Source organism: Streptomyces sp. ERV7 (assembly GCF_001653515.1).
Lineage (GTDB): Bacteria > Actinomycetota > Actinomycetes > Streptomycetales > Streptomycetaceae > Streptomyces.
The window spans coordinates 621,578-644,586 of record NZ_LYOY01000029.1; the positions used below are offsets into that span (position 1 = coordinate 621,578).

Annotated in this window: 19 protein-coding genes, 1 other RNA gene and 3 pseudogenes; 15 read left to right on the forward strand and 8 right to left on the reverse strand. The window is 73.0% G+C overall.

Features of this window, described 5'->3' with window-relative positions:
- Positions 1-5: 5 nt before the first annotated feature.
- Entirely contained in the window at positions 6-689 is a 684-nt protein-coding gene (locus A8W25_RS09100; RefSeq protein WP_067158494.1) for an HtaA domain-containing protein, read from the reverse strand.
- Here A8W25_RS09100 and A8W25_RS34780 point away from each other — a divergent pair.
- The 6 genes and pseudogenes from A8W25_RS34780 to A8W25_RS09125 form a co-directional block, all read left to right on the forward strand.
- A pseudogene (locus A8W25_RS34780) lies at positions 591-812 on the forward strand (iron chelate uptake ABC transporter family permease subunit); the annotation flags it as partial. The gene A8W25_RS09100 and the pseudogene A8W25_RS34780 overlap by 99 nt on opposite strands.
- Positions 813-1,650, forward strand: a pseudogene (locus tag A8W25_RS09105) (heme ABC transporter ATP-binding protein); the annotation flags it as partial. It lies immediately after the preceding pseudogene.
- A 166-nt stretch (positions 1,651-1,816) separates the two neighbouring features.
- Positions 1,817-2,953, forward strand: coding sequence for an iron uptake system protein EfeO (efeO, locus tag A8W25_RS09110; RefSeq protein WP_067158497.1), 1,137 nt, complete (start codon positions 1,817-1,819; stop codon positions 2,951-2,953).
- Positions 2,954-2,987: 34 nt separating this feature from the next.
- Positions 2,988-4,289 (forward strand): iron uptake transporter deferrochelatase/peroxidase subunit, encoded by a 1,302-nt coding sequence (gene efeB / locus A8W25_RS09115; RefSeq protein WP_067158499.1) that lies wholly within the window; start codon positions 2,988-2,990, stop codon positions 4,287-4,289.
- A gap of 25 nt (positions 4,290-4,314) precedes the next feature.
- Positions 4,315-5,310 (forward strand): iron uptake transporter permease EfeU, encoded by a 996-nt coding sequence (efeU, locus tag A8W25_RS09120; RefSeq protein WP_067158501.1) that lies wholly within the window; start codon positions 4,315-4,317, stop codon positions 5,308-5,310.
- Positions 5,198-6,172, forward strand: coding sequence for a hypothetical protein (locus tag A8W25_RS09125; RefSeq protein WP_107470642.1), 975 nt, complete (start codon positions 5,198-5,200; stop codon positions 6,170-6,172). The genes efeU (A8W25_RS09120) and A8W25_RS09125 overlap by 113 nt, the downstream gene beginning before the upstream one ends.
- Positions 6,173-6,287: 115 nt before the next feature.
- On the opposite strand, the gene A8W25_RS09130 is transcribed toward A8W25_RS09125, so the two are convergent.
- Positions 6,288-7,022 (reverse strand): bifunctional DNA primase/polymerase, encoded by a 735-nt coding sequence (locus A8W25_RS09130; protein WP_067158505.1) that lies wholly within the window; start codon positions 7,020-7,022, stop codon positions 6,288-6,290.
- A 95-nt stretch (positions 7,023-7,117) separates the two neighbouring features.
- Positions 7,118-7,783: a TetR/AcrR family transcriptional regulator gene (locus tag A8W25_RS09135; protein ID WP_079125917.1), complete on the reverse strand. Its 666-nt coding sequence runs from the start codon at positions 7,781-7,783 to the stop codon at positions 7,118-7,120.
- Between the two features lie 189 nt (positions 7,784-7,972).
- Between A8W25_RS09135 and ddaH (A8W25_RS09140) the strand changes: the two genes are divergently transcribed.
- The 4 genes and pseudogenes from ddaH (A8W25_RS09140) (at position 7,973) to A8W25_RS09155 (ending at position 12,205) form a co-directional block, all read left to right on the forward strand.
- A complete protein-coding gene (ddaH, locus tag A8W25_RS09140) occupies positions 7,973-8,815 on the forward strand; it encodes a dimethylargininase (RefSeq protein ID WP_420708426.1) in 843 nt (280 codons plus the stop codon).
- 289 nt (positions 8,816-9,104) lie between these two features.
- A pseudogene (gene efeB, locus A8W25_RS09145) lies at positions 9,105-10,322 on the forward strand (iron uptake transporter deferrochelatase/peroxidase subunit); the annotation flags it as partial.
- Between the two features lie 25 nt (positions 10,323-10,347).
- On the forward strand, positions 10,348-11,343 hold the full coding sequence (efeU, locus tag A8W25_RS09150) for an iron uptake transporter permease EfeU (RefSeq protein WP_067158501.1): 996 nt from the start codon (positions 10,348-10,350) through the stop codon (positions 11,341-11,343).
- Positions 11,231-12,205 (forward strand): hypothetical protein, encoded by a 975-nt coding sequence (locus A8W25_RS09155; RefSeq protein WP_107470642.1) that lies wholly within the window; start codon positions 11,231-11,233, stop codon positions 12,203-12,205. The genes efeU (A8W25_RS09150) and A8W25_RS09155 overlap by 113 nt, the downstream gene beginning before the upstream one ends.
- Positions 12,206-12,320: 115 nt before the next feature.
- Here A8W25_RS09155 and A8W25_RS09160 read toward each other — a convergent pair whose 3' ends face one another.
- Positions 12,321-13,055, reverse strand: coding sequence for a bifunctional DNA primase/polymerase (locus A8W25_RS09160; protein WP_067158505.1), 735 nt, complete (start codon positions 13,053-13,055; stop codon positions 12,321-12,323).
- A 95-nt stretch (positions 13,056-13,150) separates the two neighbouring features.
- Entirely contained in the window at positions 13,151-13,816 is a 666-nt protein-coding gene (locus tag A8W25_RS09165; protein WP_079125917.1) for a TetR/AcrR family transcriptional regulator, read from the reverse strand.
- 189 nt (positions 13,817-14,005) lie between these two features.
- Here A8W25_RS09165 and ddaH (A8W25_RS09170) point away from each other — a divergent pair, with 189 nt between their 5' ends.
- Positions 14,006-14,848, forward strand: a complete 843-nt coding sequence (gene ddaH / locus A8W25_RS09170; protein WP_420708426.1) for a dimethylargininase — start codon at positions 14,006-14,008, stop codon at positions 14,846-14,848.
- A 563-nt stretch (positions 14,849-15,411) separates the two neighbouring features.
- Here ddaH (A8W25_RS09170) and A8W25_RS09175 read toward each other — a convergent pair.
- Positions 15,412-16,401, reverse strand: coding sequence for a small ribosomal subunit Rsm22 family protein (locus tag A8W25_RS09175; RefSeq protein ID WP_067158509.1), 990 nt, complete (start codon positions 16,399-16,401; stop codon positions 15,412-15,414).
- A 41-nt stretch (positions 16,402-16,442) separates the two neighbouring features.
- Positions 16,443-17,735, reverse strand: coding sequence for a multidrug effflux MFS transporter (locus tag A8W25_RS09180; protein ID WP_067158511.1), 1,293 nt, complete (start codon positions 17,733-17,735; stop codon positions 16,443-16,445).
- A 127-nt stretch (positions 17,736-17,862) separates the two neighbouring features.
- Here A8W25_RS09180 and A8W25_RS09185 point away from each other — a divergent pair, with 127 nt between their 5' ends.
- From A8W25_RS09185 to A8W25_RS09200, 4 genes are all read left to right on the forward strand, one after another.
- Positions 17,863-18,627, forward strand: a complete 765-nt coding sequence (locus A8W25_RS09185) for an SDR family oxidoreductase (protein ID WP_067158513.1) — start codon at positions 17,863-17,865, stop codon at positions 18,625-18,627.
- Between the two features lie 569 nt (positions 18,628-19,196).
- Positions 19,197-20,630: an RNB domain-containing ribonuclease gene (locus A8W25_RS09190; RefSeq protein WP_067158515.1), complete on the forward strand. Its 1,434-nt coding sequence runs from the start codon at positions 19,197-19,199 to the stop codon at positions 20,628-20,630.
- 68 nt (positions 20,631-20,698) lie between these two features.
- An RNA gene (gene rnpB / locus A8W25_RS09195) (RNase P RNA component class A) lies at positions 20,699-21,108 on the forward strand.
- 123 nt (positions 21,109-21,231) lie between these two features.
- Positions 21,232-21,555, forward strand: a complete 324-nt coding sequence (locus tag A8W25_RS09200; protein WP_067158517.1) for a hypothetical protein — start codon at positions 21,232-21,234, stop codon at positions 21,553-21,555.
- A 7-nt stretch (positions 21,556-21,562) separates the two neighbouring features.
- On the opposite strand, the gene A8W25_RS09205 is transcribed toward A8W25_RS09200, so the two are convergent.
- On the reverse strand, positions 21,563-22,420 hold the full coding sequence (locus A8W25_RS09205) for a PhzF family phenazine biosynthesis protein (protein WP_067158519.1): 858 nt from the start codon (positions 22,418-22,420) through the stop codon (positions 21,563-21,565).
- Between the last annotated feature and the right edge of the window lie 589 nt (positions 22,421-23,009).

The following is a 23,009-nucleotide window of genomic DNA, read 5'->3' on the forward strand; positions in this document are numbered from 1 at the left end:
GGCATTCAACAACACCGGCGACGGCCGCAGGGCCGCACCCTCCCGGAAGGGTGCGGCCCTGCGGTACGGGTCGGGGTCAGGCGCGGCCGAGGGCGGTCCGGCGGCGGGCCGCGTACACCGCCGCCGCCCCGGTCACCGCTAGCGCGCCCGCGGCGCCGAGCAGCGGTCCCGTCGGGGCGGAGGAGCCGGTGGCGGCGAGGGAGCCGCCGGTCGTCGAGCCGCCGACGTTCCCGCCCGCCCCCGGCGGCGGTGAAGGACGCCGGTACGGCCGTCAGCCGCACCACGTCCTTGCGAGGCGTGAAGTCGGCCCGGGAGAGGTCCAGCGAGGCGAACTCGACGTTCCGCTTGACCCCTTGGGGCGTGGCGACGTCGACGTACAGGGCACCCTTGGCGCCGGACGCCTCGACCCGTACCGCACCGAACGCGATGTCCAGGCCGCCGTGGGCCGCGTAGGTGAACCGGACCTTGCCACGGAAGGAAGCGTTCACCTTGCGGGCGCCGGGCTTCAACTCGGCCTTGGCGAGAGGGAATCCGAAGCCGTCCTCGGCAGCGGACGACCCCTCGGAGACCTCGGTACGGCCGCCGCCGGCGCGCTGCTGACGGCGGCCGCGGTCGCGGTGACCGGGGTCATCACCTTCGTGGGGCTGCTCGTGCCGCGTCTGCTGCGGATGGCGGCCGGGCCCGGGCACCGGTTCCTGGTGCCCGCGAGCGCGCTCGGCGGCGCGGTCGTGCTGGTCGCGGGCGACCTCGCGGCCAGGACCGCCGCCGCGCCCGCCGAACTCCCCCTCGGCGTGCTCACCGCACTCATCGGCGGCGGGCGGACCGTGCTCGACGGGGTGTCGGTGCGGGCCCGCGCCGGGGAGGTGCGTGGGACCGAACGGGGCGGGCAAGTCGACCCTGCTGGGGGCGCTCGCCGGGGACCTCGGGGCCTCGGCGGGCGAGGTGCTGATCGACGGGCGGCCGCCGGCCGCTTGGTCCCCGGGCGAGCTGGCGCTGCGCCGCGCGGTGCTCCCCCAGTCCGCCGCGCTCTCCTTCCCGGTCGAGGAGGTGATCCGGATGGGCCGGGCGCCCTGGGCCGGTGTGTGTACGGACGGCGGGGAGGACGACGACGAGGTGGTCGCGGCAGCCATGACGGCCACCGAGGTCGCCCCGTTCGCCGCCCGCCCCTACGCCGCGCTCTCCGGCGGCGAGCGCGCCCGGGTGGCGCTGGCCCGGGTGCTGGCCCAGCGCGCTCCGGTGCTGCTGCTCGACGAGCCGACCGCCGCGCTCGACCTGCGCCACCAGGAGCTGGTGCTGCGGCTGTGCCGGGAGCGGGCCGGGGCCGGGGACGCCGTGGTGGTCGTCCTGCACGACCTGGGGCTCGCGGCGGCGTACGCGGACCGGGTCGCGGTGCTGCACGCCGGGGCGGTCGCGGCCGAGGGGGCGCCCGCCGAGGTGTTCGGCGAGGAGCTGCTGAGCCGGGTCTACCGGCAGCCGGTGGAGGTCTTCCGGCACCCGGAGACCGGGGTTCCGCTCGTGCTGCCCAAACGGGAGTGCGTACGGAGTCATGGGGGCGCAAAGAAGCGCGCGGGGGCGCAAGAAATCAGCCATGCGCAGGCGTGTGAGCTCGGGGCGAAACCGGTGGATCATGGTCCGCACAGCGTCGCTTGACCGTTCCTTGACCCGACCATGGCTTTCCTGTGATTGGCCTGTTATCGACGGCTGTCGACCGGCAGGAGGTGAGAGCTGAATCACTGACCCGATGGGTATCGGTCAGGTAAGCCTCGGTTAAGTTAGGTCCGCCTCACCCCCTGACCGAACCCAGTGTGGAGCCCACATGCGAGCCGTCCGTCTCTCCGTTGTCACCGCCGCCACGGCCGCGGCGGCGCTGGCCGCCGTCACGGGCTGCTCCGCCAAGAGCGACTCCAAGAGCGACGGCGCCATCCAGGTCACCGCATCGGACGACGCCTGCAAGGTGTCCAAGACCGAGTTCGCAGCCGGACATGTGCAGTTCGCCATCGAGAACAAGGGCTCCAAGGTCACCGAGGTCTATCTGCTCTTCCCGGACGACCGGATCGTCGCCGAGCGCGAGAACATCGGTCCCGGCCTCAAGCAGAACCTCACCGCCGAGGTGAAGGCCGGCTCGTACGAGATCGCCTGCAAGCCCGGTATGAAGGGCAGCGGCATCCGCCAGAAGGTCACCGTCACCGGCGGCCAGACCGCCAAGCGCGACCCGAAGCTGGACGCGGCCGTCGCCGCCTACCGCACCTATGTGCAGCAGCAGGCCGACGAGACCCTGCCCAAGCTGAAGACCTTCACGGACGCGATCGCGGCCGGCGACGTCGAGGGCGCGAAGAAGGCGTACGCCCCCTCGCGCATCGGCTGGGAGCGCACCGAGCCGGTCGCCGAGTCCTTCGGTGACATCGACCCGAAGACCGACGTGCGCGAGGACGGCCTGGAGAAGGGCCAGACGTGGACCGGCTGGCACCGCCTGGAGAAGGCGCTGTGGGCCGACGGCAAGATCGGCGACGAGGAGAAGAAGCTGGGCGTCCAGCTCTCCAAGGACATCGCGGACTGGCAGAAGCGCGTCGGCACCGCCGAGATCACCCCGACCTCCATGGCCAACGGCGCCAAGGAGCTCCTGGACGAGGTCGCCACCGGCAAGGTCACCGGTGAGGAAGAGCGCTACAGCCACACCGACCTGGTCGACTTCAAGGCCAACGTCGAGGGCGCCCAGAAGGCGTACGAGCTGCTCAAGCCGGTCGCGTCGAAGAACGACCCGAAGCTCACCGCCGAGCTCGACAAGCAGTTCGCGGCGATCGGGGCCCAGCTCGACAAGTACCGCGCCGACAAGAACTCGTACGACTTCACCTCGTACGACAAGGTCAGCCCGAGCGACCGCAAGCAGCTGTCCGACGGCGTGAACGCGCTCAGCGAGCCGCTGTCCAAGCTCGCCGCGGCCGTCGCCAAGTAGCACCGCACGCAGTCAGAACAGGAGGGAGTCCGCCATGAGCGACACGACCGACGCCGGCACCGGCACCACCACCACCGACGACGCCGCCGCCGGGGGCACCACGTCCTCGGCCCCGTCCCGCCGTTCCCTGCTCGGCTGGGGCGGTGCGGGCCTGGCGCTCGGCGCCGCCGCGGCCGGCGGTGCCGTCGCCGCGGTGCGCGGTGACGGCAGCGACGCGGTACCCGCCGCCGACTCCGGCGCGGCCGTGCCGTTCTACGGCGCCCACCAGGCCGGTATCGCCACCGCCGTCCAGGACCGGCTGCACTTCGCCGCGTTCGACGTGACCACCAAGGACCGGGCCGAGCTGATCCAGCTCCTCAAGGACTGGACGGCCGCGGCCGCGCGGATGACCGCGGGCCAGACGGTCGGCGAGGGCGCCTACGGCGGGCTCGGGGAGGCGCCGCCGGACGACACCGGCGAGGCGCTCGGCCTCAAGCCGTCCCGGCTCACCCTGACGATCGGCTTCGGCCCCTCGCTCTTCGCCAAGGGCCGCTTCGGCCTGGAGGGCAAGCGGCCGGAGGCGCTGGTCGACATACCGAAGTTCCCCGGCGACAACCTCGACCCCGCGCGCAGCGACGGCGACCTGTGCGTCCAGGCGTGCGCGGACGACCCGCAGGTCGCGGTGCACGCGATCCGCAACCTGGCCCGGATCGGCATGGGCAAGACCGCCATCCGCTGGTCGCAGCTGGGCTTCGGCAAGACGTCCTCGACGACGCCGGACGCCCAGACCCCGCGCAATATGATGGGCTTCAAGGACGGCACCCGGAACGTCTCGGGCACCGACGCGGCCGCCCTGGACAAGCACGTCTGGGTCGGCGACAAGGACGGCTCGCCCTGGATGGCCGGCGGCTCCTATCTGGTGGCCCGCCGCATCCGGATGCACATCGAGACCTGGGACCGCACCTCGCTGTCGGAGCAGGAGGACATCTTCGGCCGCGACAAGGGCGAGGGCGCCCCGGTCGGCAAGGCCAAGGAGCGCGACGAGCCGTTCCTGAAGGCGATGAAGCCGGACGCGCACGTGCGCCTGGCGCACCCCGACTCCAACAGCGGGGCGACGATCCTGCGCCGCGGCTACTCCTTCACGGACGGCACGGACGGCCTCGGCCGTCTGGAAGCGGGCCTGTTCTTCCTCGCCTACCAGCGGGACGTCCGCAAGGGCTTCCTGCCGGTGCAGCGCAGCCTCGCGGGCCACGACGCGCTCAACGAGTACATCCAGCACGTGAGTTCGGCGATTTTCGCCGTCCCGCCGGGCATCCGCGACAAGGATGACTGGTGGGGCCGGGCACTGTTCAGCTGATCGGCCGAGGGCTGAGGAGAAACGAATGTTCGGCAATTACCTGATCGGCCTGCGCGAGGGCCTGGAAGCCAGTCTGGTCGTCTGCATCCTCGTCGCGTACCTGGTCAAGACCGGCCACCGCGAGGCGCTGCGGCCCATCTGGATCGGCATCTCCGTCGCCGTCCTGGTGGCGCTGGGCTTCGGCGCGGGCCTGGAGTTCGGCTCGCAGGAGATGACCTTCAAGGCGCAGGAGGCGCTCGGCGGCTCGCTGTCGGTCGTCGCCGTCTGCCTGGTGACCTGGATGGTCTTCTGGATGCGGCGCACCGCGCGGTTCCTGAAGTCCGAGCTCCAGGGCAAGCTGGACGCGGCCCTGCGGCTCGGCACCGGCGCGCTGGTCGCGACCGCCTTCCTGGCGGTCGGCCGGGAGGGCCTGGAGACCTCGCTGTTCGTCTGGACCTCGGTGCACGCGGCCGGCTCCGACAGCGGCAACACCGACCCGCTGATCGGCGCGCTCCTCGGACTCGCCACGGCGGTGTTCCTGGGCTGGCTCTTCTACCGGGGCGCGCTGAAGATCAACCTGGCGAAGTTCTTCACCTGGACCGGCGCGATGCTGGTCGTGGTGGCGGCGGGCGTCCTCGCGTACGGCGTGCACGACCTGCAGGAAGCCGACTTCGTCCCGGGCATCAGGAACCTGGCGTTCGACATCAGCTCCACGATCCCGCCGGACAGCTGGTACGGCACGGTCCTCAAGGGCGTCCTCAACTTCCAGCCCGACCCGACCGTCCTCCAGGTCACGGTGTGGGCGCTGTACCTCATCCCCACGCTCGCGCTGTTCTTCGCCCCGGTAGGGTTCGCGAAGTCCGTGAGGAGCTCCGCTCCCGCGGCGGCGGCCAAGAAGGACGAGGGGCAGAAGGCAGTCCATGAGCAGGGTGAGTCGGCTGACGGCGGCGCTCGCGACGGTGACCGTACTGACGGTGACGGCGAGCGGCTGCGTGACGGTGCACGGCGAGCGGGAAGTAGTACCGTCGGCGACCAGGGCTGAGGCCGCACAGGCGCTCAGGGACTTCACGGACGCGTACAACAAGGCCGACAAGGCCTTCGACCCGGCCCTCGACGCGGGCCGGGTCACCGGTCCGCTCGGGGCGGTCAACCAGGCCGGGCTCAGGGCCCGCCAGGTCACCGACCCGGGCGGCAACCCGCAGCACGTACCGCTGGAGCTGACGGACGCGCGGTTCGCGATACCCAGGAAGGCGGGCTGGCCGCGCTGGTTCGTCGCCGACACCGACTCCAACCGCGACAAGGACAGCGGCGCGGACGACACGCGCTGGCTGCTGGTGTTCGTACGCGGCGGTGTGGACGACGTCTGGAAGGTCGCCCACCTCTCGGTCCTGGCCCCCAAGGACGTCCCGGCCTTCGCCCTGGACAAGGACGGTTTCGCCGAGCCCGTACGGCCGGACGACACGGGCCTCGCGGTGGCCCCGAAGGACCTGAGCGAGCAGTACGTCGCATATCTGCGCACCGGCCGCCCCGAGACCTTCGCTTCCGGCCCGCACACCACCGAGTGGCGCGCCCAGCGCAAGAAGAACGCGGTCCTGCCGGGCATGTCCACGCAGTACGTGGACCAGCCGCTGGACGGCGGCGACTTCGCCCCGCTGGCCCTGCGCACCCGCGACGGCGGCGCACTCGCCTTCTTCGCCACCCGCCACTTCGAACGCCAGACGGCGGCGAAGGGCGTACGCCTGAACATCAACGCGGACGTACGGGCCCTGATGACGGGCGAGCCGAAGTCGACGGTGACGAAGGAACGCGTCTCGGACGACGCGGCCCGCATCCCGAAGGGCCGGGGCGGCCCGGTGACGGTGATCAACCGTTTGCAGGGGTTGGTGGCGGCGAAGGGCGAGTAGCAGGCGCGAGTGGCTCGCGCCGCGTGACCTTGCGCGGTGGCTCGCGCCGAGTGAAAGCGCGCAGTGGCTCGCGCCGCGTGAAAGCGCGGGCCGGTGGTGAAGTCCGGGCCCAGAACTAGCGGCCCAGGGGCCAGGCCACCGCGTGGGCGTCGCCGGCGCCGTGCCGGGCGCACGCGTCCGTGAGGGACTCAAGCAGGGTCAGCGGATCGGGCAGATCGTGCTCGGGCCCTCGGACCCACGCCACGACGTGGTCGCCCGGCAGCCGGGCCGGCGGGACCAGGACGTAGCTGCCCCGGCAGTGCCACCGCAGCCCCGGATGCTCGTCCATCGTCTCGGGGTGGCAGTCCAGCTCGCACGGCCACCACTCGTCCTCGTCCTCCGGCGTCCCCCGCGTCGCCGTGAAGAACAGCATCCGGGCCTGGTCGCCGACCCCGCCGGACTCGGCCACCGGACCGACGTCGACGCCCTCCGCGAGCAGCCGCTCCAGCGCCTCGCGCCCCGCTTCGAGGGGCACGTCCAGCACGTCGTGGACCATGCCGGTCGCCGTGATGAAGTTCGCCTCGGGCTGCCCCTGCGCCCACCGTTCGATCTGGGCGCGGTCGGTGGTCGACTGCGTCTGCCAGGCGAACGAGACCGGGTGGCGCGCCGGGGTCGGACAGCCCACGCGGTCACAGGAGCACCGGTAGCCGACGGGATACGCGGCCGGGGCGAGCGGCAGCTTCGCGGCGGCGGTGGCGAGCAGCTGGGCGAGGCGGTCCGCGTCGGCGCCGGGGGCGTCCTTGGGACGCCTGCGCAGCCAGCGGGACAGCTTGCTCTCCGAGCTGCCGGAACGCCCGTACTCCGCGCCCATCTATCCCCTCACCTCACCGTTGCCCCGCGAGAACCTTCTCCCCATGCTCCCACCATCCTGCGCCCCCCGAGGCCGTACCCCCCAACCCGGGGCTCTCAGCGGGGGGCGAGTCCGCGCAGGGCGTATTCGACGACGGTGTCCGCGTAGGCGTGGGTGAGCGGCAGGGTGCGCAGCAGCCAGCGGTGCGAGAGCGGGCCCACCAGCAGTTCCAGGGCGGTGCGCGGGTCGACGTCGGCCCGTACCTCGCCCGCGTCCTGCGCGGAGCGCAGCCGGTCCACGTACAGCCGCAGCTGCGGCTCCAGGAGGCTCTGCACGAAGGCGGCGGCGAGCTCCGGGTCGATGATGCCCTCCGCCGCGAGCGCCCGGTACGGGGCCTCGGTCGCGGTGTCGTTGAGCTCGTCGACGGTGGCGCGCAGCACCAGCTTGAGGTCGGCCTCCAGGTCACCGGTGTCGGGCAGCGACACCTCGCCCTGGATCGCCTGGTGGCTGAGGTCGACGAACGCTTCGAGCAGGACCGCGGCCTTCGAGGGCCACCAGCGGTAGATGGTCTGCTTGCCGACCCCGGCGCGGGCGGCGATGCCCTCGATGGTCGTCTTGGCGTAACCCGCCTCGCCGACGAGGGAGAGCGCCGCGTCGTAGATCGCGCGCCGCGAGCGCTCGCTGCGGCGGGTGGAGTCGGGTGCCTTCTCGCGGGGGGAGCCGGGTGCCTTCTCTCCCGCGGAGTCGGGTGCCGTGTCGGGCGCATGCCCCTTGTTCGCCATGCCGGGATCCTAGCGTCACCGAGGCGAAACGTATCGTCTCTGTCAAGGGCGCGCGCGGGGCAACAGCGTGTGAAGCGGCGAAAAACACCCGGACGGATCACTGCGCGAACGGCGGGCAGGCCGCACCATGGGCTGACCACGACCGCAGATGCGGCGCGTGCAGCCGAAGTCGTCCGTGAGGAGCCCTCATTGCTCAGTGAGACCCGTGACCTCAGTGCACCCCGAGTCGCCAGACCCCGGCGCTATCTGATGTGCCCACCGGCACACTTCAAGGTCACGTACTCCATCAACCCCTGGATGGACCCCGCCAAGCCCGTCGACCTGCCGCTCGCCCTCGCCCAGTGGGAGGACCTGCGCGACCGCTACCGGGCGCTCGGCCACACCGTCGAGCTGCTCGAACCCCGCCCCGATCTGCCCGACATGGTCTTCGCCGCGAACGGGGCCACCGTCATCGACGGCCGGGTGCTGGGCGCCCGCTTCGCCCACCCGGAACGGGAGGCGGAGGCCTCGGCCCATCTGGAGTGGTTCCGCGCGCACGGCTTCACGGAGATCCACGATCCGTCCCACATCAACGAGGGCGAGGGCGACTTCGCCGTCACCGCGTCCTACCTGCTGGCCGGGCGCGGCTTCCGGTCCAGCCCGCTCTCGCACGACGAGGCCCAGGAGTTCTTCGGGCGCCCGGTGATCGGGCTCGACCTCGTCGACCCGCGCTACTACCACCTGGACACGGCCCTGTGCGTCCTCGACGACTCGGCCGACGAGATCATGTACTACCCCGGCGCCTTCTCCCCCGGCAGCCGGGCCGTCCTCGCCCGGCTCTTCCCGGACGCGGTGATCGCCTCCGAGTCGGACGCGGCGGCGCTGGGGCTGAACGCGGTGAGCGACGGCCTCCATGTGCTGCTGCCGCAGGGGGCGGTGGGCCTGTTCTCGTCCCTGCGGGAGCGGGGGTACGAGCCGGTCGGCATGGACCTGGGTGAGCTGCTCAAGGGCGGCGGCAGCGTGAAGTGCTGCACCCAGGAGCTACGGACCTGAGGTCCGCTTTCGCCCGCGGCCCGTCTCGGGTTGCCCGCGCCCCGCGAGGCCGCGGCCCGTACGGGCTGCTCGCGCAGTGCCGCGCGCCTCGTGAAGGCGCGGCCCGTGCGGGCTGCTCGCGGTCCCTTCCACCTGCGGGCCGGTGGGGGCTGGCCGCGCAGTTCCCCGCGCCCCTGAGGGGTCGGCCGCAGCCGGAGAATCCAGCTCGGCCACAGGCTTTGAGGGGCGCGGGGAACTGCGCGAGAAGCGAGCACGGTCCGCAGACGAACGAGGGTCTTAAGGGGCGCGGAGAACGACGCGAGCAGGCTGGGGCGGTGCGGGCCTGGCGCTCGGCGCCGCCGCGGCCGGCGGTGCCGTCGCCGCGGTGCGCGGTGACGGCAGCGACGCGGTACCCGCCGCCGACTCCGGCGCGGCCGTGCCGTTCTACGGCGCCCACCAGGCCGGTATCGCCACCGCCGTCCAGGACCGGCTGCACTTCGCCGCGTTCGACGTGACCACCAAGGACCGGGCCGAGCTGATCCAGCTCCTCAAGGACTGGACGGCCGCGGCCGCGCGGATGACCGCGGGCCAGACGGTCGGCGAGGGCGCCTACGGCGGGCTCGGGGAGGCGCCGCCGGACGACACCGGCGAGGCGCTCGGCCTCAAGCCGTCCCGGCTCACCCTGACGATCGGCTTCGGCCCCTCGCTCTTCGCCAAGGGCCGCTTCGGCCTGGAGGGCAAGCGGCCGGAGGCGCTGGTCGACATACCGAAGTTCCCCGGCGACAACCTCGACCCCGCGCGCAGCGACGGCGACCTGTGCGTCCAGGCGTGCGCGGACGACCCGCAGGTCGCGGTGCACGCGATCCGCAACCTGGCCCGGATCGGCATGGGCAAGACCGCCATCCGCTGGTCGCAGCTGGGCTTCGGCAAGACGTCCTCGACGACGCCGGACGCCCAGACCCCGCGCAATATGATGGGCTTCAAGGACGGCACCCGGAACGTCTCGGGCACCGACGCGGCCGCCCTGGACAAGCACGTCTGGGTCGGCGACAAGGACGGCTCGCCCTGGATGGCCGGCGGCTCCTATCTGGTGGCCCGCCGCATCCGGATGCACATCGAGACCTGGGACCGCACCTCGCTGTCGGAGCAGGAGGACATCTTCGGCCGCGACAAGGGCGAGGGCGCCCCGGTCGGCAAGGCCAAGGAGCGCGACGAGCCGTTCCTGAAGGCGATGAAGCCGGACGCGCACGTGCGCCTGGCGCACCCCGACTCCAACAGCGGGGCGACGATCCTGCGCCGCGGCTACTCCTTCACGGACGGCACGGACGGCCTCGGCCGTCTGGAAGCGGGCCTGTTCTTCCTCGCCTACCAGCGGGACGTCCGCAAGGGCTTCCTGCCGGTGCAGCGCAGCCTCGCGGGCCACGACGCGCTCAACGAGTACATCCAGCACGTGAGTTCGGCGATTTTCGCCGTCCCGCCGGGCATCCGCGACAAGGATGACTGGTGGGGCCGGGCACTGTTCAGCTGATCGGCCGAGGGCTGAGGAGAAACGAATGTTCGGCAATTACCTGATCGGCCTGCGCGAGGGCCTGGAAGCCAGTCTGGTCGTCTGCATCCTCGTCGCGTACCTGGTCAAGACCGGCCACCGCGAGGCGCTGCGGCCCATCTGGATCGGCATCTCCGTCGCCGTCCTGGTGGCGCTGGGCTTCGGCGCGGGCCTGGAGTTCGGCTCGCAGGAGATGACCTTCAAGGCGCAGGAGGCGCTCGGCGGCTCGCTGTCGGTCGTCGCCGTCTGCCTGGTGACCTGGATGGTCTTCTGGATGCGGCGCACCGCGCGGTTCCTGAAGTCCGAGCTCCAGGGCAAGCTGGACGCGGCCCTGCGGCTCGGCACCGGCGCGCTGGTCGCGACCGCCTTCCTGGCGGTCGGCCGGGAGGGCCTGGAGACCTCGCTGTTCGTCTGGACCTCGGTGCACGCGGCCGGCTCCGACAGCGGCAACACCGACCCGCTGATCGGCGCGCTCCTCGGACTCGCCACGGCGGTGTTCCTGGGCTGGCTCTTCTACCGGGGCGCGCTGAAGATCAACCTGGCGAAGTTCTTCACCTGGACCGGCGCGATGCTGGTCGTGGTGGCGGCGGGCGTCCTCGCGTACGGCGTGCACGACCTGCAGGAAGCCGACTTCGTCCCGGGCATCAGGAACCTGGCGTTCGACATCAGCTCCACGATCCCGCCGGACAGCTGGTACGGCACGGTCCTCAAGGGCGTCCTCAACTTCCAGCCCGACCCGACCGTCCTCCAGGTCACGGTGTGGGCGCTGTACCTCATCCCCACGCTCGCGCTGTTCTTCGCCCCGGTAGGGTTCGCGAAGTCCGTGAGGAGCTCCGCTCCCGCGGCGGCGGCCAAGAAGGACGAGGGGCAGAAGGCAGTCCATGAGCAGGGTGAGTCGGCTGACGGCGGCGCTCGCGACGGTGACCGTACTGACGGTGACGGCGAGCGGCTGCGTGACGGTGCACGGCGAGCGGGAAGTAGTACCGTCGGCGACCAGGGCTGAGGCCGCACAGGCGCTCAGGGACTTCACGGACGCGTACAACAAGGCCGACAAGGCCTTCGACCCGGCCCTCGACGCGGGCCGGGTCACCGGTCCGCTCGGGGCGGTCAACCAGGCCGGGCTCAGGGCCCGCCAGGTCACCGACCCGGGCGGCAACCCGCAGCACGTACCGCTGGAGCTGACGGACGCGCGGTTCGCGATACCCAGGAAGGCGGGCTGGCCGCGCTGGTTCGTCGCCGACACCGACTCCAACCGCGACAAGGACAGCGGCGCGGACGACACGCGCTGGCTGCTGGTGTTCGTACGCGGCGGTGTGGACGACGTCTGGAAGGTCGCCCACCTCTCGGTCCTGGCCCCCAAGGACGTCCCGGCCTTCGCCCTGGACAAGGACGGTTTCGCCGAGCCCGTACGGCCGGACGACACGGGCCTCGCGGTGGCCCCGAAGGACCTGAGCGAGCAGTACGTCGCATATCTGCGCACCGGCCGCCCCGAGACCTTCGCTTCCGGCCCGCACACCACCGAGTGGCGCGCCCAGCGCAAGAAGAACGCGGTCCTGCCGGGCATGTCCACGCAGTACGTGGACCAGCCGCTGGACGGCGGCGACTTCGCCCCGCTGGCCCTGCGCACCCGCGACGGCGGCGCACTCGCCTTCTTCGCCACCCGCCACTTCGAACGCCAGACGGCGGCGAAGGGCGTACGCCTGAACATCAACGCGGACGTACGGGCCCTGATGACGGGCGAGCCGAAGTCGACGGTGACGAAGGAACGCGTCTCGGACGACGCGGCCCGCATCCCGAAGGGCCGGGGCGGCCCGGTGACGGTGATCAACCGTTTGCAGGGGTTGGTGGCGGCGAAGGGCGAGTAGCAGGCGCGAGTGGCTCGCGCCGCGTGACCTTGCGCGGTGGCTCGCGCCGAGTGAAAGCGCGCAGTGGCTCGCGCCGCGTGAAAGCGCGGGCCGGTGGTGAAGTCCGGGCCCAGAACTAGCGGCCCAGGGGCCAGGCCACCGCGTGGGCGTCGCCGGCGCCGTGCCGGGCGCACGCGTCCGTGAGGGACTCAAGCAGGGTCAGCGGATCGGGCAGATCGTGCTCGGGCCCTCGGACCCACGCCACGACGTGGTCGCCCGGCAGCCGGGCCGGCGGGACCAGGACGTAGCTGCCCCGGCAGTGCCACCGCAGCCCCGGATGCTCGTCCATCGTCTCGGGGTGGCAGTCCAGCTCGCACGGCCACCACTCGTCCTCGTCCTCCGGCGTCCCCCGCGTCGCCGTGAAGAACAGCATCCGGGCCTGGTCGCCGACCCCGCCGGACTCGGCCACCGGACCGACGTCGACGCCCTCCGCGAGCAGCCGCTCCAGCGCCTCGCGCCCCGCTTCGAGGGGCACGTCCAGCACGTCGTGGACCATGCCGGTCGCCGTGATGAAGTTCGCCTCGGGCTGCCCCTGCGCCCACCGTTCGATCTGGGCGCGGTCGGTGGTCGACTGCGTCTGCCAGGCGAACGAGACCGGGTGGCGCGCCGGGGTCGGACAGCCCACGCGGTCACAGGAGCACCGGTAGCCGACGGGATACGCGGCCGGGGCGAGCGGCAGCTTCGCGGCGGCGGTGGCGAGCAGCTGGGCGAGGCGGTCCGCGTCGGCGCCGGGGGCGTCCTTGGGACGCCTGCGCAGCCAGCGGGACAGCTTGCTCTCCGAGCTGCCGGAACGCCCGTACTCCGCGCCCATCTATCCCCTCACCTCACCGTTGCCCCGCGAGAACCTTCTCCCCATGCTCCCACCATCCTGCGCCCCCCGAGGCCGTACCCCCCAACCCGGGGCTCTCAGCGGGGGGCGAGTCCGCGCAGGGCGTATTCGACGACGGTGTCCGCGTAGGCGTGGGTGAGCGGCAGGGTGCGCAGCAGCCAGCGGTGCGAGAGCGGGCCCACCAGCAGTTCCAGGGCGGTGCGCGGGTCGACGTCGGCCCGTACCTCGCCCGCGTCCTGCGCGGAGCGCAGCCGGTCCACGTACAGCCGCAGCTGCGGCTCCAGGAGGCTCTGCACGAAGGCGGCGGCGAGCTCCGGGTCGATGATGCCCTCCGCCGCGAGCGCCCGGTACGGGGCCTCGGTCGCGGTGTCGTTGAGCTCGTCGACGGTGGCGCGCAGCACCAGCTTGAGGTCGGCCTCCAGGTCACCGGTGTCGGGCAGCGACACCTCGCCCTGGATCGCCTGGTGGCTGAGGTCGACGAACGCTTCGAGCAGGACCGCGGCCTTCGAGGGCCACCAGCGGTAGATGGTCTGCTTGCCGACCCCGGCGCGGGCGGCGATGCCCTCGATGGTCGTCTTGGCGTAACCCGCCTCGCCGACGAGGGAGAGCGCCGCGTCGTAGATCGCGCGCCGCGAGCGCTCGCTGCGGCGGGTGGAGTCGGGTGCCTTCTCGCGGGGGGAGCCGGGTGCCTTCTCTCCCGCGGAGTCGGGTGCCGTGTCGGGCGCATGCCCCTTGTTCGCCATGCCGGGATCCTAGCGTCACCGAGGCGAAACGTATCGTCTCTGTCAAGGGCGCGCGCGGGGCAACAGCGTGTGAAGCGGCGAAAAACACCCGGACGGATCACTGCGCGAACGGCGGGCAGGCCGCACCATGGGCTGACCACGACCGCAGATGCGGCGCGTGCAGCCGAAGTCGTCCGTGAGGAGCCCTCATTGCTCAGTGAGACCCGTGACCTCAGTGCACCCCGAGTCGCCAGACCCCGGCGCTATCTGATGTGCCCACCGGCACACTTCAAGGTCACGTACTCCATCAACCCCTGGATGGACCCCGCCAAGCCCGTCGACCTGCCGCTCGCCCTCGCCCAGTGGGAGGACCTGCGCGACCGCTACCGGGCGCTCGGCCACACCGTCGAGCTGCTCGAACCCCGCCCCGATCTGCCCGACATGGTCTTCGCCGCGAACGGGGCCACCGTCATCGACGGCCGGGTGCTGGGCGCCCGCTTCGCCCACCCGGAACGGGAGGCGGAGGCCTCGGCCCATCTGGAGTGGTTCCGCGCGCACGGCTTCACGGAGATCCACGATCCGTCCCACATCAACGAGGGCGAGGGCGACTTCGCCGTCACCGCGTCCTACCTGCTGGCCGGGCGCGGCTTCCGGTCCAGCCCGCTCTCGCACGACGAGGCCCAGGAGTTCTTCGGGCGCCCGGTGATCGGGCTCGACCTCGTCGACCCGCGCTACTACCACCTGGACACGGCCCTGTGCGTCCTCGACGACTCGGCCGACGAGATCATGTACTACCCCGGCGCCTTCTCCCCCGGCAGCCGGGCCGTCCTCGCCCGGCTCTTCCCGGACGCGGTGATCGCCTCCGAGTCGGACGCGGCGGCGCTGGGGCTGAACGCGGTGAGCGACGGCCTCCATGTGCTGCTGCCGCAGGGGGCGGTGGGCCTGTTCTCGTCCCTGCGGGAGCGGGGGTACGAGCCGGTCGGCATGGACCTGGGTGAGCTGCTCAAGGGCGGCGGCAGCGTGAAGTGCTGCACCCAGGAGCTACGGACCTGAGGTCCGCTTTCGCCCGCGGCCCGTCTCGGGTTGCCCGCGCCCCGCGAGGCCGCGGCCCGTACGGGCTGCTCGCGCAGTGCCGCGCGCCTCGTGAAGGCGCGGCCCGTGCGGGCTGCTCGCGGTCCCTTCCACCTGCGGGCCGGTGGGGGCTGGCCGCGCAGTTCCCCGCGCCCCTGAAGGCGCGGGGCCGTGGCTGATCAAGCCCGCGAGCCGAAGCCCCCCAGAACTTCGGCCAACGGCCACCCCGCGTCCCCGGGTCCGCCCAGGGGCGCGGGGAACTGCGCGAGCAAGCGACCACGACCCGCAGACGAGAACCGGCCGTTCAAGGGCCGCGGGGAACGGCGCGACAAGCCCCCACCGACCCGCAGACAAAGTCCGGGCCGAAAAGGGGCGCGGGGAACTGCGCGAGCAACCCACCACCGGCCCGCAGACAAAGTCCGGGCCAAAAGGGGCGCGGGGAACGGCGCGAGCAACCCACCACCGGGCCGCAGGTGAAGACCGGGCCAAAAGGGGCGCGGGGAACTGCGCGGCCAGCCCCCACCGGCCCGCGGGCCAGGACCGGGCTACCCGGCCGGAGGCCACGCGTCGCCCCATTCCGCGTCCCGGGCCGCCCGGTACAGCACCCCGTGCCGCTTCGTGACCGTCTCGCGGCGCAGCACCTCCTCCGCCGTGCACAGGTCGAGCAGCACCTGACCCTTGCGGATCTGCGGCCGCCGCGTGACCCGGTTCACGGCGGGCTCGGCCGCCCCCCGTACAGCCGCCACATAGCTGAACTTCTCGTCCTCGTACGCCAGTGACCCGCCCTTGACCTGCCGGTGCAGGGACGAGCGGCTGACCCGGGCGGAGAAGTGGCACCAGTCCGTGCCCGGCTCGATGGGGCACGCGGCGCTGTGCGGGCAGGGCGCGGCGACGGTGAACCCGGCCGCGATCAGCCGGTCGCGGGCCTCGATGATCCGCGCGTAGCCGTCGGGGGTGCCCGGCTCGACGATGACCACGGCGCCGGTCGCGGCGCGCGCGGCGGCGTCCACGAGCGCCCGGCGGTCCTCGACGGTCAGCTCGTTCAGTACGTACGAGACGGTGACGAGGTCGTTCTCCGGCAGGGTCAGCGCCGTGCCGATCCGGGCCCGCTCCCAGCGGATCGCGGCGAGGCCGTCGATGCCGGAGGCCTCGGCGAGTTCACGGCCGATCGCGAGTGCGGGCTCGGCCCAGTCCAGGACCGTGGTGGCGGTGTCCCACGCCTCCGCGACCGCCCAGCTCGCCGCGCCGGTGCCGCCGCCGACGTCGGTGTGGGTGGCCGGGGCCCAGTCCGGGACGGCGTCCTGGAGGGCGGCGAGGGCGGACCGTACCGCCTCGAACGTCGCGGGCATCCGGTACGCGGCGTACGCCGCCACGTCGGAGCGGTCGCGCAGCACCGGGGCGTGGGTCTGGGTGGCGCCCCGGTAGTTGGCGATCAGCCGGTCGACGGCCCGCGCGGCCTGCGACGGCGGCAGCCCGTCGAGCAGCCCGGCGAGGGCGGAGCGCAGGGTCTGCGGGACGGGGACGTTCTCGTTCACCCGGGGATTCTACGGTCGCGGCGCGGTCTGGGCGGCGCGGCTCAGGCCACCGTCTCCTGCCGCTGCCAGGGCCGGCACAGCAGCAGGAAGCAGAGCAGCGCGGCCACGCCGGAGGCGAGCTGCACCACCGCCATGGGGACGGCCGTCCCCTCCCCCGCGATGCCCACCAGCGGGGAGGCGACCGCCCCGATCAGGAACGACGACGTGCCGAGCAGCGCGGACGCGGAGCCCGCCGCGTGCGGGGTGCGCATCAGGGCCTGGGCCGTGGTGTTGGGCGTGGCCATGCCCATCGCGGACATCAGCACGAACAGCCCGGCCGCGACCGGCGCGAGGCCCGGGTCGCCGAAGACGCCGGACGTCATGACAAGGAGCGCCACCGCCGCGAGCACCACCGTGCTCAGCGAGCACACCAGCACCTTGTCGAGGCTGACCCGGCCCACCAGCAGCTTCCCGTTGATCTGCCCGGCGGCGACCAGACCGACCGAGTTGAGCCCGAACAGGAGCGAGAAGGTCTGCGGCGAGGCCCCGTAGATCTCCTGGATCACGAACGGGGAGGCCGAGATGTACGAGAAGAGCGCGGCGAAGGCGAGTCCACCGGCCAGGACATAGCCGGTGAAGACGCGGTCCCGGAGCAGCGAGCCCATGGTGCGCAGGGCCTCGCCGACCCCGCCCTCGTGTCGTCGCCCGGGCGGCAGCGTCTCGCCCAGGCAGCGCCACACGAACAGGGTGAGCAGCAGTCCGACGGCGGTGAGCACCACGAACACCCCGCGCCAGTCGGTCAGCCGCAGCACCTGGCCGCCGATCAGCGGCGCGACGACCGGGGCGGCGCCGGAGATCAGCATCAGGGTGGAGAAGAACCGGGCCATCTCCACGCCGTCGTACAGATCGCGCACCACCGCGCGGGCGATCACTATGCCCGCCGCGCCCGCCAGGCCCTGGAGCAGGCGGAAGGCGATGAGCAGTCCGGCGTCGGGCGCGAAGGCGCAGACGGCGGTGGCGACCACGTACACGACCATGCCGACCAGGAGCGGCCTGCGGCGTCCCCACTTGTCGCTCATCGGCCCGACGACGAGCTGGCCGAGCGCCATGCCCGCCAGACACGCGGTGAGCGTGAGCTGGACGGTGGCGGCGGGCGCGTGGAGCGCGCCGGTGACCTCGGGCAGCGCGGGCAGGTACATGTCCATGGAGAGCGGCGGGAGCGCGGTGAGCCCGCCGAGGACCAGCGTGACCAGCAGTCCGGCGCGGCGGGCGGCGACGGGGGCCGCGGCCGGTATCGGGGCCGGTGCGGTCCGGCTGCTCTCCGCCATGGGTGCTTCTCCCGCTTCCGGCCGCATGGACCGTTGTAGTTTCAAGCATCCATGCTCTCAGCCCTTCGGGGGTGCTCAGGACCGGGGTGCGGCCCGGGCCCACATCCCGGACGGCTCCGGTCGGGCCCCGGGCGGCTCCCGTACGCTCCGGGCCATGAACGCATCCGCAGCGCGCAAGACCGCCGTCGTCACCGGCGCCGGCTCCGGCATCGGCCGCTCCGTGGCGCTCACCCTGGCCGCGGCGGGCTGGTCGGTCGCCCTGGCGGGCCGCCGCCCGGAACCTCTGGAGGAGACCGCGGCCCTGGCGGGCCCGGACGCCGACGTCCTCCCCGTCCGTACGGACGTGACGTCGCCGGACGAGGTGGCGGCCCTCTTCGCGGCGGTACGGGACCGGTACGGGCGGCTCGACCTGCTCTTCAACAACGCGGGCACGTTCGGCCCCGGCGGGGTCGCGGTGGAGGACCTGGCGTACGAGGCGTGGCGCCATGTCGTGGACACCAACCTCAACGGGGCGTTCCTGTGCGCCCAGGCGGCGTTCCGGCAGATGAAGGAGCAGGACCCGCAGGGCGGCCGGATCATCAACAACGGCTCGATCTCGGCGCATGTGCCGCGGCCGAACTCGGTGGCGTACACGGCGACCAAGCACGCGATGACGGGCCTGACCAAGGCGCTCTCCCTGGACGGCCGCCCGTACCGGATCGCCGTCGGCCAGATCGACATCGGCAACGCGGCGACCGAGATGACGGCCCGGATGACCACGGGCGTGCCGCAGGCGAACGGCGAGCTGGCGGTGGAGCCGGTGATGGACGCGGCGGATGTGGCCCGGACGGTGCTGCACATGGCGGAGCTGCCACTGGAGGCGAACGTGCAGTTCGCGACGGTGATGGCTACGGCGATGCCGTACATCGGGCGGGGCTGAGCCCCCCGGGGCCGGCCGCGCCCCGACCGTGTTCTGCCCGCGGGCCGGTGGGACCGGCTGCGCCGCTGGCCGTATTGCTCTGCGGGCCGGTGGGGGCTGGTCGCGCAGTTCCCCGCGCCCCTGGGTAGTCCGCCGCAGCCGGAGAACCCAGCTCAGCCACAGCCCTTCAGGGGCGCGGGGAACGGCGCGAGCAACCCTCCACCGGCCCGCGGATGGCCGAGGCCTTCAGGGGCGCGGGGAACGGCGCGAGCAACCCTCCACCGGCCCGCGGATGGCCGAGGCCTTCAGGGGCGCGGGGAACGGCGCGACCAGCCCCCACCGACCCGCAGCCGTACATCAGGGCCCGGGGCGCAGCCGGACGGCTGAACTGCACGGGCCGGCCGCACCCCGTCCTCCTAGGGGCGCGGGGAACGGCGCGACCAGCCCCCACTCAGCCGCAGCCGAACTCCGGGCCAAATAAGGGCGCGGGGAACGGCGCGACCAGCCGCAGTCGGCCCGCGGGCAGGCAGGGGGCCGCCGCGCAGCCGCGAAAAGGGGCCGAGGCCGGCGCCCCGGCCTACGCTCGGGGCATGCCCCGCCGTCACCTCCGTATGACCGGCGCAGCCGACCCGCTGAGGGCCGCCCTGCGCGACCTCCGCACCACCCTCGACGTCCCCGAGGGCTTCCCCCCGGACGTCCTCGCCGAGGCGGACCGGGCCGCGGGCAACCCCCGGCTGCCCGTCCGCGACGCCACCGACCTGCCCTTCTTCACCATCGACCCGCCCACCTCCATGGACCTGGACCAGGCCATGCACCTGGCCCGCCGCGACGGCGGGTACCGCGTGCACTACGCCATCGCCGACGTCGCCGCCTTCGTCGTCCCCGGCGGCCCCGTCGACACCGAGGCCCACCGCCGGGTGAACACGCTCTACTTCCCCGACGAGCGCGTCCCGCTCCACCCGCCCGTACTCTCCGAGGATGCCGCCAGCCTCCTGCCCGGCCGCGTACGCCCCGCCGTCCTGTGGACCATCGACCTGGACGCCGACGGCGCCACCACCGCCACCCACATCGAGCGCGCCCTCGTCCGCAGCCGCGCCAAGCTCGACTACGACGGGGTGCAGCGGCAGATCGACGCCGGTACGGCCGAGCCCTCCCTCGCCCTCCTCCAGGACATCGGGCGCCTGCGCGAACAGCAAGAGGTGGCCCGGGGCGGCATCTCCCTCAACGTCCCCGAGCAGGAGATCGTCGAGCGCGACGGCCGGTACGGGCTCGAATACCGCGCCCCCCTCCCCGCCGACGGCTGGAACGCCCAGATCTCCCTGCTCACCGGCATCGCCGCCGCCGACCTGATGCTGGCGTACGGCACCGGCATCCTGCGCACCCTCCCCAGCGCACCGGACGGCGCCGTCGCCCGGCTGCGCCGCTCCGCCCAGGCACTGGGCGTCGACTGGCCGCACCACGTCCCGTACGCCCAGGTCATCCGCTCCCTCGACCCGCGCGACCCGCACCACGCCGCGTTCCTCCAGGAGTGCACGACGCTGCTGCGCGGGGCCGGGTACACCGTGTTCACCGGCGGCGACATCCCCCACCCGGCGGTCCACGCCGCGGTCGCCGACGAGTACACCCACTGCACGGCCCCCCTGCGCCGCCTCGTCGACCGCTACGCCGCCGAGCTCTGCCTCGCGGCGGTGGCGGCCGCCGACATCCCCGACTGGGTGCTGGCCGCGCTCGACGCCCTCCCGAAGGAGATGGCCGAGGGCACCCGCAGGGCCAACACGGTCGAGCGCGAGTGCGTCGACCTCGTGGAGGCGGCCCTCCTCAAGGACCGCGTCGGCGACGTCTTCGACGCGACGGTCGTCGACCTCAAGGACGACGAACCGGCCGAAGGCACGGTCCACTTGACCGACCCGGCCGTGGTGGCCCCCGTCAAGGGCACCGCCCCCCTCCCCCTGGGCGAGCGCCTACGAGTCCGCCTCACCCAGGCCGATCCGGGCACGGCGAAGGTCGAGTTCGCCCCGGCCTGAGGCAGGCGCGCACCGCCGAGTTCGTCGGAGCCGCCCCGCCCGCCAGGTAGCATGGTCAGCACGGCAGACGAGCCGGGCGGGCGGCCGCGTGGGGATCCTCGGATCCTCCCGAGGAACGTCCGGGCTCCACAGGGCAGGGTGGTGGGTAACGCCCACCCGGGGTGACCCGCGGGACAGTGCCACAGAGAACAGACCGCCGGGGACCTCGGTCCTCGGTAAGGGTGAAACGGTGGTGTAAGAGACCACCAGCGCCTGGGGTGACTCAGGCGGCTAGGTAAACCCCACCCGGAGCAAGGTCAAGAGGGAGCGGCTCTCGTAAGAGAACGGCTCCTGCGCGGACGTTCGAGGGCTGCCCGCCCGAGTCCGCGGGTAGACCGCACGAGGCCGGTGGCAACACCGGTCCTAGATGGATGGCCGTCTCCCCGGCCGCCGCGAGGCGACCGGGTGACAGAACCCGGCGTACAGCCCGACTCGTCTGCCCCTCCCCCCTACGCCCCGACCGGTGGCGGGAGCGCTGGGGATGGGGTGAGCTGAGGGAAGACGGGCCTGCCCGCGTGGCCGGGGCCCGGCATCCCCTCCCCTCCCCGTGAAGGAGCCCTCCATGGCCGTACCCGTCGAGCAGCTCAGCGACCCGACCGTCCGCGCCTTCGTCACCGCACTCAACGCCGGCGACCGCTCCGCCTTCCAGGCGGCGCTCGCCCCCGGCGCGACCATGTCCGACGACGGGTCCGACCGGGACGTCGCCGACTGGACCGAGCGGGAGATCTTCTCCAGCGGCGGTCATATGGACGTCGAGTCGGAGGGGGACGGCGGGCGCTCGCTCGTCGCCGACTACCGCAACGACACCTGGGGCGCGATGCGCACCGCCTGGCGCTTCAGCATCGAGGACGGGAAGGTCAGCCGGTTCGAGACCGGTCAGGCCTGACCAGCGGCTATTCCGGGATACGCGTTCCCGCGCCCCCGACCCGCACCCTCGGGTCGCCCGCCCGCAGCGTCACCGTCAGCACGCCCGGGCGGCCCATGTCCTCGCCCTGGTGGAGCGTGAGGACCGACTCCTCGGGGACCAGGCCGAGTTCACGTACGTACGCGCCGAAGGCCGCCCCGGCCGCGCCCGTCGCCGGGTCCTCGACGACCCCGCCGACCGGGAACGGGTCGCGGACGTGGAAGACCGTGTCGGACTCGCGCCAGGCCAGCTGAACCGTTGTCAGGTCGAGTCGCCGCATCAGCGCCGCGAGCCGGTCGAAGTCGTAGTCCAGGTCCGCCAGGCGCTCGCGGGTGGCGGCGCCGAGGACCAGGTGGCGGGCGCCCGCGTACGCGATGCGCGGCGGCACGGCCGGGTCCAGGTCGGCGGCGGGCCAGCCGAGCGCGGCCAGCGCCTCGGCGAGGTCCTCGGGCGCGATCTCCTCGCTGTGCGGCTCGACGCTGGTGAGCGTGGCCCGCAGCACGCCGTCCTCCTCCGCCACGGTCACCGGGACCGTGCCGACGGATGTCGCGAAGGCCAGGTCGCCCGGGCCGATCCGATCGGCCAGCGCCACGGCCGTCGCCACGGTGGCGTGGCCGCAGAACGGCACCTCGGCCTGGGGGCTGAAGTACCGGATCGTGAACGCGCGCCCCTTCTCGCCGAGGCCCTCGGGGGGCTCGGTCAGGAACGCGGTCTCGCTGTAGCCCAGCTCGGCGGCGATCGCGAGCATGGCGTCGTGATCGAGCCCGGCCGCGTCGAGGACGACCCCCGCGGGGTTGCCTCCGGAGGGGTCGGTGGAGAACGCGGTGTAGCGAAGTACGTTGGTCATGTCGCTGACAACTCCGCTCGGCGGTGCGGCATTCCGCTTGGCGGGGGCGTGTTCTGTCCGCGGGCCGGTGGGTGGCCGGTCGCGCAGTTCCCCGCGCCCCTTCTTGGCCCGGAGTTCGGCTGCGGGTGAGTGGGGGCTGGGCGCGCAGTTCCCCGCGCCCCTTCTTGGCCCGGAGTTCGTCTGTGGGTAAGTGGGGGCCGGTCGCGCAGTTCCCCGCGCCCCTTGGGCGGCTGCGGCCCCTCGGGAACGGATGTTCAGCCCTTCCGGGGGCGCTGCGCATTCAGCCTCTCCGGCGTTTGAGGAGCGGGGCCCGGGGCGGAGGAGCCCCGAAGCGGGGTGCAGGGGCCGCAGGCCCCGCCCTCCGCCCCGGGCCCCGCTCCTCAAACGCCGGAGAGGCTGAATGCGCAGCGCCCCCGGAAGGGCTGAACATCCGTTCCCGAGGGGCCGCAGCCGCCCAAGGGGCGCGGGGAACTGCGCGACCGGCCCCCACTTACCCACAGACGAACTCCGGGCCAAGAAGGGGCGCGGGGAACTGCGCGCCCAGCCCCCACTCACCCGCAGCCGAACTCCGGGCCAAGAAGGGGCGCGG

Coding starts and splice junctions, on each gene's coding strand:
- efeO (WP_067158497.1), top strand. CDS start 1,817: ATGCGAGCCGTCCGTCTCTCCGTTGTCACCGCCGCCACGGCCGCGGCG.
- efeB (WP_067158499.1), top strand. CDS start 2,988: ATGAGCGACACGACCGACGCCGGCACCGGCACCACCACCACCGACGAC.
- efeU (WP_067158501.1), top strand. CDS start 4,315: ATGTTCGGCAATTACCTGATCGGCCTGCGCGAGGGCCTGGAAGCCAGT.
- A8W25_RS09130 (WP_067158505.1), bottom strand. CDS start 7,022: ATGGGCGCGGAGTACGGGCGTTCCGGCAGCTCGGAGAGCAAGCTGTCC.
- A8W25_RS09135 (WP_079125917.1), bottom strand. CDS start 7,783: ATGGCGAACAAGGGGCATGCGCCCGACACGGCACCCGACTCCGCGGGA.
- efeU (WP_067158501.1), top strand. CDS start 10,348: ATGTTCGGCAATTACCTGATCGGCCTGCGCGAGGGCCTGGAAGCCAGT.
- A8W25_RS09160 (WP_067158505.1), bottom strand. CDS start 13,055: ATGGGCGCGGAGTACGGGCGTTCCGGCAGCTCGGAGAGCAAGCTGTCC.
- A8W25_RS09165 (WP_079125917.1), bottom strand. CDS start 13,816: ATGGCGAACAAGGGGCATGCGCCCGACACGGCACCCGACTCCGCGGGA.
- A8W25_RS09180 (WP_067158511.1), bottom strand. CDS start 17,735: ATGCGGCCGGAAGCGGGAGAAGCACCCATGGCGGAGAGCAGCCGGACC.
- A8W25_RS09185 (WP_067158513.1), top strand. CDS start 17,863: ATGAACGCATCCGCAGCGCGCAAGACCGCCGTCGTCACCGGCGCCGGC.
- A8W25_RS09190 (WP_067158515.1), top strand. CDS start 19,197: ATGCCCCGCCGTCACCTCCGTATGACCGGCGCAGCCGACCCGCTGAGG.
- A8W25_RS09200 (WP_067158517.1), top strand. CDS start 21,232: ATGGCCGTACCCGTCGAGCAGCTCAGCGACCCGACCGTCCGCGCCTTC.
- A8W25_RS09205 (WP_067158519.1), bottom strand. CDS start 22,420: ATGACCAACGTACTTCGCTACACCGCGTTCTCCACCGACCCCTCCGGA.